Here is a 13390-nt window from a genome sequence, read left to right on the forward strand (position 1 = left end):
GGGGCCGTCCCTGTTTAAGCCGCCTGCGCGGGGCCCTCCGGGCCTAGTTGCCTTGCTGGCGGGCCGGCAGCGGGGCCGGCCGGAGCCGGCGGTAGCCCTCCCGCAGCGGCGGCCGGTCCGTGGGCAGTTCCTGGATCATTTCCTTCAGCGCGCCGATCCCGTATTCGAGCTGCGGGTCCGTGCCGGCGGCATAGGCGTGCGGCGGGAATGCCACCTCGATGTCGGGAACGACGCCGAAGTTCTCGACGCCCCAGCCCACGCCGCCGGCGAACCAGGTCGCGTAGCGGGGCTGCGTGACGCCGGTGCCGTCGGCGAGGGCAAAGCGGTTGTCGATGCCGACGACGCCGCCCCAGGTCCGCGTGCCGATGACAGGGCCGATCCCGCGGAGCTTGGAGACCTGCGTGATGATGTCGCCGTCGGACCCGGCAAACTCGTCGGTGAGGATGATGACCGGGCCGCGGGGCGCGGAGTGCGGGTAGGTCCGGGGTTTCTCCCCGCGCGGCATGCTCCAGCCGGCGACCTTGCGACCGATGAGTTCCGCGACGAGCTGGGAGGTGTGGCCTCCCCGGTTGCGGCGGACGTCGACGATCAGCCCGTCCAGGGCCGTTTCGGTGTCGAGGTCGCGGTGCAGCTGTGCCCAGCCGTTGGCCATCATGTCGGGGATATGGAGGTAGCCGAAGGTGCCCTGCGAGGCTTCCCGCACGGTCCGGCGGTTGCCCGCCACCCATTCCTGGTACCGCAGCCGCTCCTCGTCCCGGACCGGGACGACGGCGACGCGGCGCTGCTTCCCGGCCTGTGCACCGTGCGCCGGGCCGTTGCGCAGCGTGAGTTCGACGGCGCGTCCGGCCGCGCCGACCAGCTGCACGGCCGGGGTGCGGGATTCCGTCAGATCCACGCCGTCGATCGCCAGCAGCACGTCTCCGGGCTTTGCATCCGCGCCCGGGCGGGTCAGCGGGGAGGTGGCGAGCGGGTCCGAGGACTCCCCCGCCAGGATCCGGGTGATTTCCCAGCCCCCGCCGGTGAAGGCAAGGTCCGCGCCGAGGCGGCCCTGGCCGTGGCTGCCGTTTTCGGTGACGGCTGCGGGGCGGACGTAGGCGTGGGAGGTGCCGAGCTCTCCGTGCAGTTCCCAGAGCAGGTCCACGAGGTCGTCGTGCGAACCGAGCCGGTCCACGATCGGCCGGTAGCGGGCGTGGACCGAGTCCCAGTCCTGGCCGGCCATGTCCTCGGTCCAGAAAAAGTCGCGCTGCAACCGCCAGGCCTCGTCGAATGCCTGGCCCCACACGCTCAGGGGGTCCAGCTGGACCCGGATGCGGTTCAGGTCCACCGTGACGAGCTGGCCTGACTCCTCGTCCGCTTTGGCGCCGGCTGGCGCGACGCGGATCTGCTTGTCCTGGACGAACGCTACCGTCCCGCCGTCGCCGGAGAGACGGTAGCGCTCCAGCGCCTCCACGATCGTGCTCGTGCGGCGCTTGGCGATGTCGAAACGGACCAGGCTGGGCGCGGCGTTCTGCTCGTCCAGGCTGGCGCGGCCTTCACCGGTCACGCCGGCGAGTTCGCTGTCGAGCCAGAACAACGCGCCGGACGTGGCGGCGAGCGAGGAGTAATTACCCTGCCGGACGGGGATGCTGATGACGCGGTGGGCCAGGCCCTCCGCATCGACCCGGACGGCGGGAACAGGGTCCGCGGCAGAGCTGGTGCCGGCGTCGGCGCCTGTGCCAGTGCCTGAGCTGGCGTCGCAGGCGTCTTCCGGCAGCGCGACCGTCGGGCCGAACGGTGACGGCGTCTCGGCAGCGAGGGCGACGAGGTAGGGCTTGATCGGGCTCGGGAAGGACAGGTCGAAGGAGTGGCCGTCGTAAACCGGATCGAAGCTGCGGTTGGACAGGAACGCGAGGTATTTGCCGTCCGGAGTGAACGCGGGCGATTCGTCCCGGAACCGGCCGTCTGTGACATCGATGATGATGCGCTTCCGGCCGTCGTTCCTGGCACCGCCTGCGTCGGCGCTGTCCTTGCCGGTAGGGGCCGCTTCGCCGTCGTCGACCTTCGTGATCCGCAGCCGGCTGCGGGAGCCGAAGGAGGTGACCGGCTCGGACCAGCCCAGCCAGGCCGAATCGGGGGACCAGCTGAAGCCCTCGATGGTGCCCTCGCCGATGCTGCTCAGCAACGACAGGGTGCCGGCGCGGGTGTCGGCGAGGTAGATGTCGCCGAAGGAGGTCCCGACGGCGAGCCAGTGGCCGTCCGGGCTCGCCTCGATGGAACTGGCCCGCGTCGGCTTCGGGAAGTCGATCCGGGTGGGCTGCAGGGACTCCTGGATCTCCTGCGCGGAGGCTGCGGCGGCTGCCGGGGTGTTGATATCGCTGCCCTGGCTGGCGGCGTCGTCGTGGTCCGGGCCCGCAACTTCGGCGGAGACCGTTAAGGGCGCGGCGGCGCCGGTCAGGGCAGCGGCCGACACCGGCCGGGGCAGGGACGCTTCGGCGTCGGATTCCTGCCGCCGCTGCCCGGATGCTGCCGGTGATGCCGGCGCTGCACTGTGCCCGCCGGGCTGCTGGCCGCCCGCGGGCGGAGCGGCAATGGCCTTGAGGTAGAGGGCTTCGACGCCCTCATGGTCGGCGACGTAGGCGATCCGGCCTTCGCCGAAGGGGCGTGGCAGCCGGGCGCGGACCCCGGGCGTGGCTTCAAGGACGCGGGACGGGCCGTCCTTGTGCCGCAGCCAGTGCAGCGTGCCGTGGGCTTCGACGGCGCTGGCGCCGCCGGCCCGGTCCGGGATGACGTCGCCCAGGTGCCGGGATGGTTTGAGCGGCGCGGCGCGGCGGGCCTGGGATGCGGAGCCGAGCGTGATCTCGAGTTTGACGGCCTCAGAGCCGAGGTCCGGCAGGACCCAGAGTTCCCCGGCCGATTCGAACACGACGCGCGCTCCGTCGGTGGACGCGTGCCGGACATAGAAGTCCTCGTGGTCCGTGTGGCGCCGGAGGTCGGTGCCGTTGGGCAGCACGGAGTAGAGGTTGCCGTAGCCCTCGTGATCGGAGAGGAAGGCGATCCGGCCGTTGACCCACATGGGATCTGTGAGGTTGCCGTCAAGTTCGGGGGCGAGCCGCTCGAATTCGCCGTTGCCGTCGGCGTCGATCCACAGCTTGCCGGCGGCGCCGCCGCGGTAGCGCTTCCACCAGGCGGGCTCGCGCGAGAGCACGCTGCCGAGCACCACGGGGCGTTCGTCGCCGACAACGGGGCCGTAGGCCACGGACTCCACCGGGCCGAACGGGAGTTCCTCCGCCCAGCCGCCGGTGACAGGCAGGCTGTAGGCGCGGGTGTGGCGGCTGTCCGGCTGGCGGAACGCGCTCGTCACCAGGACATCACCGCCGGGGGTGAAGCCTTTGACCCGGGTGGAGCTGTGGCCGAAGTAGCTCAGCTGGCGGTACCCGCCGCCGTCGACGTCCGCGGTGACGACTTCGGGCGCCGTCCCCTGCACCACTGTCCATACGAGGCGCTGTCCGTCCGGGCTGAAGCGGGGGTTGCGGGCGGGCAGTTGCAGCGAGGAGACGCGCCAGGCCCGGCCTCCGGCCAGGGGCGCAATCCAGACGTCGTCCTCGGCCACGAAGGTGACCAGATCGCCGTGCAGGTGCGGGAAACGGAAGTAACTCGAAGAGGTCATCAGTCGATCATAGTCAACGCCGCCCTGGCCGCCCGGGAGGTTTCCCGGCCGTGCCGGGCATGGTGAGATGGATCATGCGAATCATCATGGCCGGCGCCTCAGGCCTCATTGGAACCGATATGGCGGCCCGTTTGCGTTCGGAGGGCCATGACGTCATCAGGCTGGTCAGGCGGCCGCCGGCAGATCCCTCGGAGTTCCGGTGGGACCCTACCGGGGGGCAGCTCGATCCCGGCTGCCTGGAGGGGGCCGGTGCCGTCATCAACCTCTCGGGGGCGGGGATCGGCGACAGGCCGTGGACGCGCGGCCGGATCGATGAGCTGTTCCGCTCGAGGCTGGGACCCACGCGCACCCTGGCGGCGGCGATGAAGCGGCTGGAAGCGCCACCCCGGACCTTCATCAGCCAGTCGGGCGCCAATTACTACGGGGACCGCGGTGCTGCCGTCCTTCGCGAGAATGCGCCGAACGGCGCCGGCATCATGGCGCGGCTCTGCCTGGAGTGGGAAGCCGCTGCCCATGAGGCGCCCGCCGGCGTCCGCGTGGTGACACCGCGGACGGCGGTGGTGCTGAGCCGCACCGGTGGCGCCCTGGGGAAGCTCCTGCCGTTGCTCCGGCTTGGCATCGGAGGGCCGCTCGGCAACGGCCGGCAGTACTGGCCCTGGATCACCCTCCCGGATGTGTCGTCGGCCTTCAGTTTCCTGCTCTCGGCCCCGCTGTCCGGACCGGTCAACCTCTGCGCACCGGAAAGCGCGGACGTGAACTCCCTGATCGCCCAGCTGGCAGGGGCCCTGCACCGGCCGGCGCTGCTGCGCGTCCCCGCCCCGGTCCTGCGCCTGGTGATGGGCAAGCTCGCCGGGGAACTGCTGCTCGCGAGCCAGCGGATGGAACCGTCGGCACTGGGCGAAGCCGGCTTTGAATGGCAGCACCCGTCCCTTGCGCAGGCGGCAGCGTGGGTGGCCGGCCGGGACTCCTGAACCGCACTCCGGTCAGCGGGCATTTTCGTTAATTCGTCGGGGAGTCGTCGGGAAGAATTTCCTGGATCCGCCAGGCGCCGTCGACGGGCACCAGGACCAGCAGCATCCGCTGTTCACCGCCGGCGGCAGCTTCAGCCACCACCGCCCCGGCGGCGTCCCGTTCCTGGTAGGCAGAGGACGCCGCGCTGATGGCCACGACGGCCCGCGCCGGGTTGCTCTCCGGGTAGGCCTCCACCCGCGTCAGCGCTGTGGAGAAGCCAGCCAGGACGTGGCCGGACTCCGAAAGCCTGGTGCTGATCCCTCCATCCACCATCGCCGCGGACGACGCCGGGACATTGACCTGCTCGAGGAGCCCGAAGTCCCCGGAGCTTAACGCCAGGGCGCGGAGCCGGGCAAGACCGCGGACCGCTTCTTCGGGGTCCGGGGAATCAAGCAGGGCGCGCAGCTCAGGACCCACCGCGGCCGCCTCCGGTGCCGGCGCCACGTCCGACGGCGGCCCGGCCGGTGGCCCCGCCACAGCACCGTCCGCCGTCGGCCCCGCCGCGGTACTGCCCCCAGCCGGCGCGGCCGGGCCGAAGGCCGGAAGCAACGACGGGAGGCGGTCTCCGGCGAACAGCCAGGCCGCCGCCAGGACCCCGCCGGCAGCCAGCAGCAGGCACAGGCCCACCCAGACCGTCCGGAGACCCCGACCACGGGCGGCAACCCGCCGGGCAGGAACCCGCCGGGCTGAGCCGCCGGCGCTCCCGCCGGAGTGGCGCGCAGCCGGACGCGCACCGGCGCGGCGCGCTGCGGAGTCACCGGGTGCCGGCGTCCGGCCGGGGACCGCGCGCCGGGCTGTGAACGGGTGCAGCCAGCCGCGGAGCGCCTCGGCCCTGCGCTGCCGGGGGCTGCGGGGCAGGGCGAGGCTGGTCAGCAGTTGCGGGATGACCGTGGGGTGGACGGAAACCGAGAGGTCCACGGGAGCCGCCGGGGCGCTGCGGTAGATCGCGGCGGCCAGTTCCGCAGCCCCAGGCCGCTGCCGGCGGTCCTCATTCAATCCGGCTTCCAGGGCGGCGACCAGCGCGCCGGGCACTCCCGGCACGAGAAGGGTCAGCGGCGGCCGGTACGCACCGGGCCCGGGAGGCCGGCCGGTGAGGCAGTACCAGCCCAGGGCCGCCAGCGAGTAGACATCGCGCTCCGGCGCCAACCCGGCGCGGACAGCGTCCACGGGAGCAGGGTCCCGGAAGCCTTCGGTTCCGGCGTCGGCCGTCCCGCCCGGGTCGGCCACCATTCTCGCCACGCCAAGGTCGGCCAGCAGGGGTTTGCCGTGCGCGGTGAACAGCACGTTCCCCGGCGACACGTCGCCGTGGGTGAACCCGTGGCCATGAAGGTAGGCCAGTGCCTGGGCGACGGGCGTCAGCACTGTCACCGTCTCCCCTGCGCCCAGGCTGCCCCTGCCTGCCATCAGGTCCGCCAGCGATCCCCCGGGCGCATAATCCAGCACCAGGCCGAGTCCCCCCTCACCGCCGCCGTGCAGGCGGACCACCGCGTGGGCCTTGACCAGGTGGTCGTGGTCCAGGGCGGACAGGATCCGGATTTCACGCCGCATTCCCTCCTCCCTGTCCAGCTCGCCCGGCGCAGGGTCCGCGCCGGGCGCGAAGCACTTCACGGCGAAGTCCCGGCCGCTTGATTGCGCGGTCGCCAGCCAGACCGTGGCGCTGCCGCCCTGCCCCAGGCGGCGCCCGACGTCGTAGCCCGGAATCTCGGGCGCCACAGCGGCTGTCGGCTCGGAATTTTCCATGTCCAAGGAATAGTCGATCCTGCGGAATCCTGCAGAAGTTATCCACAGGACGTCCGTCACTGCCTAGTGAGAGCTTCGGCACACAACCGGGAACGGCCGCAGGCGGGGACTAAGCTTGATGCCATGACTCTTGAGTTCACCCAGCTGGGTCTTGCCCCGGAATTTGTTGACTACACGCGCGGCTGGGAGATCCAGCGCGAACTTCACGAGAAAGTCCTCGCCGGAACGGCGCCCAGCACGGTCCTGCTGCTCGAACACGCGGCCGTCTACACGGCCGGTAAACGCACCGAAGACCACGAACGTCCGTTTGACGGAACCCCCGTGGTCGCCGTGGACCGCGGCGGCAAACTCACCTGGCACGGCCCAGGGCAGCTGGTGGGCTACCCCATCATCAAGCTGCGGAACCCGGCCGGGATCCGCGACTACGTGGAGCGCCTCGAGGCCGTCATCATCGCCGTACTGGCTGACTACGGGATCACCGGCGTCCGCATCAAGGGACGCGCCGGAGTCTGGATCGACGAGGACGACAAGGGCCCGGCGCGCAAGATCGCCGCCATCGGCATCCGCGTCCACGAAGGCACCACGATGCACGGCTTCGCCATCAACTGCAACAACGATCTGGGCCCGTACGCCCAGATCATTGCCTGCGGCATCACCGACGCCGGGGTCACCACCATCGCCCGGGAGCTCGGCAGGGACGTCACCCCCGCCGACCTCGTGGAACGGATCACCCAAGAACTGCGCAACAATGAAGAAGCCCTAGTTGCGACCCACGAAGGAGTTTTACTGTGACACTGGCACCAGAAGGCCGGAAGATGCTGCGTATTGAGCAGCGGAATGCGGCCACACCGGTGGAACGTAAGCCCGAGTGGATCAAGGCCAAGGTCCAGATGGGCCCGGAGTTTGTGCAGCTCAAGAACCTCGTGAAGAAGGAAGGCCTCCACACCGTGTGTGAGGAGGCCGGCTGCCCCAACATCTTCGAATGCTGGGAAGACAAGGAAGCGACGTTCCTGATCGGCGGCTCCGAGTGCACCCGGCGCTGCGATTTCTGCCAGATCGACACCGGCAAGCCCTCCCCGTGGATGTCTTCGAGCCCACCAAGGTGGCCCGCTCGGTCCAGGCGATGCAGCTGCGCTACGCCACGGTCACGGGCGTGGCCCGGGACGACCTCGCCGACGAGGGTGTCTGGCTCTACGCCGAGACGGTCCGCAAGATCCACGAACTGAACCCGGGCACCGGCGTCGAACTGCTGATCCCGGACTTCTCCGGGAGGCCCGAACACATCGAGGCGATCTGCGACTCCAAGCCCGAGGTGTTCGCGCACAACGTGGAGACCGTGCCGCGGATCTTCAAGCGCATCCGCCCGGCGTTCCGCTACGACCGGTCCCTGGACGTGATCACGCAGGGCCGGGCGCTGGGCATGGTGACCAAGTCGAACCTGATCCTGGGCATGGGCGAAACCCGCGAGGAAATCTCCGCGGCCCTGCAGGACCTGCACGACGCCGGCTGCGACCTGATCACCATCACCCAGTACCTGCGCCCGTCCGAGCGGCACCTGCCGGTGGACCGCTGGGTCAAGCCGCAGGAGTTCGTGGACCTCCAGCAGGAAGCGGACGAGATCGGCTTCCTCGGCGTCATGTCCGGGCCCCTGGTGCGCTCCTCCTACCGCGCCGGCCGGCTCTGGGCCACCGCGATGCGCAAGAAGGGCCGGGACATCCCGGCCGCCCTCGCCCACATCGAAAGCTCCGGCACCACCCGCCAGGAAGCCAGCACCCTGCTCGCGGCACACTCCTGAATCCAGTCGTCACCCATGGTGGCTCAGGGCCGGCACCGGAGGATTCCGGCGTCCGGCCCTGAGTCACCAATCGCGTAGAATTAAGGCACTATGGCGAATTCCCCTGATTCCAGCAGTTCCACTCCGGCTTCCGATGCTCCGAAGCGCGGCCTCTTTTCCCGCAAGCCCAAGGAAGCAAAGGTCAAGAAGCCGAGCCGGCTGAAGCAGATCGGCGAGGTCTTCCAGATGACCCGCCGCCACGATCCCATGGTCCAGTGGCTCATGCTGCTGGCTTTCCTCGGCGTCGTGGCCGTCAGCCTCCTGGTGGGGTTCCTGCTGGACAACTGGATCACCGGCCTGATCATCGGCATCCCGCTGGGCCTCCTTGGGGCAACCCTGATCCTTTCCCGCCGCGCGGAGCGCGCCGCCTTCGCACAGATCGAAAACCAGCCCGGCGCCTCGGGGGCAGCCCTTGGCACGCTCAAGCGCGGCTGGATCACCGAAGACCAGCCTGTCGCCGTGAACCCGCGCACCCAGGACGCCGTCTTCCGCGCCATCGGACGCCCCGGCGTCGTGCTTGTCAGCGAAGGCCCCAGCTCCCGGGTGAAGCCGCTGGTCGATGCCGAACGCAAGCGGCTCGCGCGCATCCTGCCCAACGTCACCATCCACGTGATTGAAAGCGGCCGCGGCGAAGGCCAGGTGCCCATCAGCCAGGTGGCCAAGACGATGAACAAGCTGAACAACGAACTGACCAAGATCGAGGTCAGCGCGGTCTCGAAGCGTATTTCCTCGCTCGGATCGCGGCTGCCCATCCCCAAGGGCATCGATCCGTACAAGGCCCGTCCGGACCGCAAGGCGGGCCGCGGACGCTAGGCCCGACCTCGCTTCAGCCATGAGCGCAGAACGCCCCGGTATCGGCTCCTCAGGCCGGCAGCCGGGGCGTTTTCTTTGCGCGTTTTCGCTGGCCGGCCAGCCCCGGCCGAGCCGCCCGGCGTAGACCGCCCGACGTAGACCGCCCGTACGGACACCGCCCTGGGGCCACCCTCAGACCGCCCGACGACGTCCGCGAGGACAGAACCCGGAGACACCCATGAAACTGCCCTCCACGCCTGCCATGATCCGCATCTTCCGGGTGCTGGCCATCGCCGAGGGCTTCAGCTGGGCCGCGTTGCTGGCCGGCATGTTCCTCAAATGGGTCACGCGGACCACCGAGCTTGGCGTGGAGATCGCCGGGCCCATCCACGGGGCGTTCTTCCTTTGCTACGGCATCGCGGCCCTGAGCCTGTGGCGCCTGCAGCGCTGGCCGTTCCGGGTGGCGCTGTTCGCCGGACTCTCCGCCGTCTTCCCGTTTGCCACGGTGTGGTTCGAACGCTGGGCCGGCCGGCACGGGCACCTGGGCATCACGTCCGGCCAGCCGGCCGCCCACCCCGCCGAGGCCACCGCAGCGGAAACCGCCGGGGTTTAGCAGCCGCCGCAGGACCGCACACCGCACAACGGCCCCGCGTCCCCGCCCATTTGACGCAAATGGCCGCTGCGCAGGGGTGCATAGCGGCCATTCGTGGCAAATTGCGGGTTTCCGGGCGGGACTGGCTGCGACCTGCCGCCGTCGGGGACTACCTCCGGACAAGCACCGTGTTCAACGCCTTGTCGTGCAGGCCGCGGTGGTCCGGGTCGAAGATGACGGCCGGGATCACGAGGCACAGCAGCAGGGTGCGCACCAGCGCCGCCAGCGGGCCCGCCGGGCCGCCGCCCAGCCTGGTCACGTGGATGCCCAGGACACGGTGGCCGATGCTGTAGCCCAGGGTGCCGATCAGCAGGGCCTGCTCGACGGCGAACACGGCCAGCGTTGCCCAGGGGTCGCCGGCGAAGGCGAAGTTGCTGATCAGCAGCGCAATCCCCCAGTCGATGCAGAGGGCCAGGATCCGCCGCCCGGCACGGGCGATGGAGCCCGGCCCGGATTCGGGCAGCCCCAGGCGCTCCCCCGGATACTTCGAAATGCCGGAAGTGTCCGGTCCGCTGAGCCAGGAGCCTATGTCTTTGCGATCAACCACGTTCCAAGACTATCGGCAAAGGCCATGGCCGTTGGCCGGTCACATTGTGGACTTCCCCCGGCCACACTGTGGAACCGGATAGGCCACTGGGTGGACACCGGCTACCGTCGTAGGTGTCCGGGCATTCTGTAACATGCCGGAAACAAAGCGGACACGGTAGGGAAATCCCATTTCCCTAAGGTGGTAACAGTTGCTAGCGGCCAGGAAACGGGGCAAACATTCGTGTTTCCCCGCTGTTGGTCTGCGCTGGACCACATGGCCTGAGAGCCAGATATTTCATATGCGTTAGGAGCATAGATGTTCAAGAATGCGGACGAAGTCCTCAAGTTCATCAAAGACGAAGACGTTAAATTCGTCGATATCCGCTTCACCGACCTTCCTGGCGTTCAGCAGCACTTCAACGTGCCCGCCAAGAGCGTCGACGCCGACTTCTTCGTCAACGGCCAGCTGTTCGACGGATCTTCGATCCGCGGGTTCCAGGGCATCGCCGAGTCGGACATGCAGCTCATCCCGGACGTGACGACGGCGTTCCTCGACACGTTCCGCATGGAAAAGACCCTTGCGCTGAACTTCTCGATCGTGAACCCCCGCACCGGCGACCCGTACCACCGCGATCCCCGCGGCGTGGCCGAGAAGGCGGAAGCCTACCTGGCCTCCACCGGCATCGCGGACACCGCGTTCTTTGCGCCGGAGGCGGAATTCTTCGTCTTCGACAACGTCCAGTACGAGTCCTCCCCCCAGGGCAGCTTCTACAAGATCGACTCCGAGGAAGCCCACTGGAACACCGGCCGCGCCGAAGAAGGCGGAAACCTCGGCTACAAGACCCCGATCAAGGGCGGCTACTTCCCGGTCTCCCCGACCGACAAGCAGGCTGACCTCCGCGACGCCATGTGCCTCGCCCTGGACGAAGCCGGCCTTGAGGTCGAGCGCAGCCACCACGAGGTCGGTTCCGCCGGCCAGGCTGAGATCAACTACAAGTTCACCACGCTGACCGCCGCTGCGGACGACCTGCAGAAGTTCAAGTACATCATCAAGAACACCGCTGATGCCTGGGGCAAGTCGGTCACCTTCATGCCGAAGCCGGTCTTCGGCGACAATGGCTCGGGCATGCACTGCCACCAGTCGCTGTGGACCAACGGCGATCCGCTGTTCTACGACGAGAAGGGCTACGCCGGCCTGTCCGACATGGCCCGCTGGTACATCGGCGGCCTGCTGAAGCACTCCTCGGCCGTGCTGGCGTTCACCAACCCGACGGTCAACTCATACCGCCGCCTGGTCAAGGGCTTCGAGGCTCCGGTCAACATGGTTTACTCGCAGGGCAACCGCTCCGCCGGTATCCGGATCCCGATCACGGGCTCCAACCCGAAGGCCAAGCGCATCGAGTTCCGCGCTCCGGACCCGTCCTCGAACCCGTACCTGGCGTTCGCTGCCCAGCTGATGGCCGGCATCGACGGCATCCGGAACCGGATCGAACCGCCGGCTCCGATCGACAAGGACCTCTACGAGCTGCCCGCCGAGGAAGCCAAGGACATCCCCAAGGCTCCCGGAACGCTTGAAGAGGCCCTGGACGCCCTGGCCGAGGACAACGAGTTCCTCCAGGCCGGCGGCGTCTTCACCCAGGACCTGATCGACACCTGGATCGAGTACAAGTACGAGTACGAGATCCGCCCGCTCTCGCTGCGCCCGAACCCGTACGAGTTCGAGCTCTACTACGGCGTCTAGCAAGATCGCCGGGCCGGGAACTTCCTAGTCCGCAAGAAGTCCGCAGGGACTGCCGGGAACGGCAGCCCCTGCGGACTTTTTTGCTGTCTTCGCGTTGGTTGTCTTCCTGCTGTGCCCGGCCGGACCTGCGCTACTCCGCCGGGTGGTAATAATGCAATCCCAGCAGCAGCCCGGCCGGGTCGGTGATGTAACAGGCTTTGCCCAGCTGGCCGAGCTCGAAGGCGGGGACGACGATCCGGCCTCCCTTGGCCTCGACTTCGGCGAGCGTCGCGTCGAGGTCTGCAACACGGATGATGGGGACGGCCCGCGGCTGGCCGTCCCGCGAGGGCAGGATCGCGCTGTCAACCCCGCCGGCCTCACCGTGCTGCGCCACTGCCGGCCTGGCGCCGGTTCAGAACGCCCGGTACATCGTCCGTTGAGGGCCGGCGCCGCCGCCAAGGTATTGCCCGCGGTCCTCAAAACCGGCCTTGCGGTACGCTGCCTGCCCTGCCGGGTTGAGCTCGTTGACGGACAGTACGACGCCGGCCTGTCCCCCGCCGAGGGCCGCCGTCAGCCGGGCGGCCGCCCGGACGGCCGCCACCGCGGCGAGGGTGCCGAGGCCCTTGCCCTGCTGCCGGTGGTCGATCAGGAAGCCGCGGAGCAGCCAGACCGAATCGTCATCCGCCCAGCCGGACAGGGTCGCCGCGCCGGACTGCAGCGTGAGGACCCCGACCGCACTGCCGTTGGAGTCCACGACGAACGGGTAGCGGGATTCCTCTTCGAGTGCCACCAGCATCATGCGCAGCGGATCGCCGACGAACGTCCGCTGCTCTGGGGTAACCTCAAGCTCCGCGATCTCCCCCAGTTTGACGGCCCGGGCGTCGTCATCGAGCTTCTCCAGCGGGATCAGCCACACATTTTCTGCCATGGATCGAGCCTACCCAGGCGGGGACGCCCCGGAAGGCGCAGCGGCCGGGCTGCCCTGGAAAACGCCCCGGCATCCGGCACGGCCCCGTGACTTAAACGGTGCGGGTCAGGGCGCGGCGTCGGCCGGCGGGCCGGCGGGGTCCATCCACATGACTTCCCACAGGTGCCCGTCCGGGTCCTGGAAGCTGTGGTTGTACATGAAGCCGTAGTCCTGGGCCTCCTGGGACGGCGTGCCGCCGGCGGTGAGGGCCTTGCGGACCGTCTCGTCGACGGCCTCGCGGCTCTCCACGGAGAAGGCCATGATGGCCTCGGTGCTGCCGGCGGTGTCCGCGATGGGCTTGGAGGTGAAGGTCGTAAAGAAGCCTTCCTTGAGCAGCATCACGAAGGCGTCGTCGTTGACGATCATGCAGGTGGCATTTTCGTCGGTGAAGTCGGGGTTGAAGGAAAAACCCAGGGCGGTAAAGAACGCAACAGACTTGTCGAGGTCCTTGACGGGCAGGTTCAGGTAAAGTTGCTTGGCCATGCGCCCAAAGTAGCATC

The 13390-nt window shown here is 69.0% G+C and carries 11 protein-coding genes and 1 pseudogene; 6 read left to right on the forward strand and 6 right to left on the reverse strand.

Annotation, left to right across the window (positions count from 1 at the left end):
- Positions 1 to 43: 43 nt before the first annotated feature.
- On the reverse strand, positions 44 to 3646 hold the full coding sequence (locus tag ACQCSZ_RS11310; protein ID WP_427008068.1) for a S41 family peptidase: 3603 nt from the start codon (positions 3644 to 3646) through the stop codon (positions 44 to 46).
- A 74-nt stretch (positions 3647 to 3720) separates the two neighbouring features.
- Between ACQCSZ_RS11310 and ACQCSZ_RS11315 the strand changes: the two genes are divergently transcribed.
- Positions 3721 to 4617 (forward strand): TIGR01777 family oxidoreductase, encoded by an 897-nt coding sequence (locus tag ACQCSZ_RS11315; protein ID WP_427008069.1) that lies wholly within the window; start codon positions 3721 to 3723, stop codon positions 4615 to 4617.
- Between the two features lie 28 nt (positions 4618 to 4645).
- Here the strand turns inward: ACQCSZ_RS11315 and ACQCSZ_RS11320 are convergent, their stop codons facing one another.
- Complete coding sequence (locus tag ACQCSZ_RS11320) at positions 4646 to 6397, reverse strand: protein kinase domain-containing protein (protein WP_427008070.1); 1752 nt, start codon at positions 6395 to 6397, stop codon at positions 4646 to 4648.
- A 66-nt stretch (positions 6398 to 6463) separates the two neighbouring features.
- On the opposite strand from ACQCSZ_RS11320, the gene lipB reads away from it, so the two are divergent.
- From lipB to ACQCSZ_RS11340, 4 genes and pseudogenes are all read left to right on the forward strand, one after another.
- Positions 6464 to 7189, forward strand: a complete 726-nt coding sequence (gene lipB, locus ACQCSZ_RS11325) for a lipoyl(octanoyl) transferase LipB (protein WP_427008071.1) — start codon at positions 6464 to 6466, stop codon at positions 7187 to 7189.
- Positions 7186 to 8192: pseudogene (gene lipA, locus ACQCSZ_RS11330) on the forward strand (lipoyl synthase). The gene lipB and the pseudogene lipA overlap by 4 nt, the downstream one beginning before the upstream one ends.
- Before the next feature lie 90 nt (positions 8193 to 8282).
- The gene (locus tag ACQCSZ_RS11335; protein ID WP_427008072.1) at positions 8283 to 9044 is read left to right on the forward strand and encodes a DUF4191 domain-containing protein; all 762 of its coding nucleotides are present in this window, start codon (positions 8283 to 8285) and stop codon (positions 9042 to 9044) included.
- A 217-nt stretch (positions 9045 to 9261) separates the two neighbouring features.
- The gene (locus ACQCSZ_RS11340; RefSeq protein WP_427008073.1) at positions 9262 to 9636 is read left to right on the forward strand and encodes a DUF3817 domain-containing protein; all 375 of its coding nucleotides are present in this window, start codon (positions 9262 to 9264) and stop codon (positions 9634 to 9636) included.
- 148 nt (positions 9637 to 9784) lie between these two features.
- Here ACQCSZ_RS11340 and ACQCSZ_RS11345 read toward each other — a convergent pair whose 3' ends face one another.
- Positions 9785 to 10222: an RDD family protein gene (locus ACQCSZ_RS11345; protein WP_427008074.1), complete on the reverse strand. Its 438-nt coding sequence runs from the start codon at positions 10220 to 10222 to the stop codon at positions 9785 to 9787.
- A gap of 297 nt (positions 10223 to 10519) precedes the next feature.
- Here ACQCSZ_RS11345 and glnA point away from each other — a divergent pair, with 297 nt between their 5' ends.
- A complete protein-coding gene (gene glnA, locus ACQCSZ_RS11350) occupies positions 10520 to 11944 on the forward strand; it encodes a type I glutamate--ammonia ligase (protein WP_427008075.1) in 1425 nt (474 codons plus the stop codon).
- A gap of 130 nt (positions 11945 to 12074) precedes the next feature.
- On the opposite strand, the gene ACQCSZ_RS11355 is transcribed toward glnA, so the two are convergent.
- From ACQCSZ_RS11355 to ACQCSZ_RS11365, 3 genes are all read right to left on the reverse strand, one after another.
- The gene (locus tag ACQCSZ_RS11355) at positions 12075 to 12317 is read right to left on the reverse strand and encodes a VOC family protein (protein ID WP_427008076.1); all 243 of its coding nucleotides are present in this window, start codon (positions 12315 to 12317) and stop codon (positions 12075 to 12077) included.
- 18 nt (positions 12318 to 12335) lie between these two features.
- The gene (locus tag ACQCSZ_RS11360) at positions 12336 to 12851 is read right to left on the reverse strand and encodes a GNAT family N-acetyltransferase (protein WP_427008077.1); all 516 of its coding nucleotides are present in this window, start codon (positions 12849 to 12851) and stop codon (positions 12336 to 12338) included.
- A 105-nt stretch (positions 12852 to 12956) separates the two neighbouring features.
- Positions 12957 to 13373, reverse strand: coding sequence for a VOC family protein (locus ACQCSZ_RS11365; RefSeq protein WP_427008078.1), 417 nt, complete (start codon positions 13371 to 13373; stop codon positions 12957 to 12959).
- Positions 13374 to 13390 lie beyond the last annotated feature (17 nt).

This window comes from Pseudarthrobacter sp. H2 (genome assembly GCF_050157045.1).
Taxonomy (GTDB): domain Bacteria; phylum Actinomycetota; class Actinomycetes; order Actinomycetales; family Micrococcaceae; genus Arthrobacter.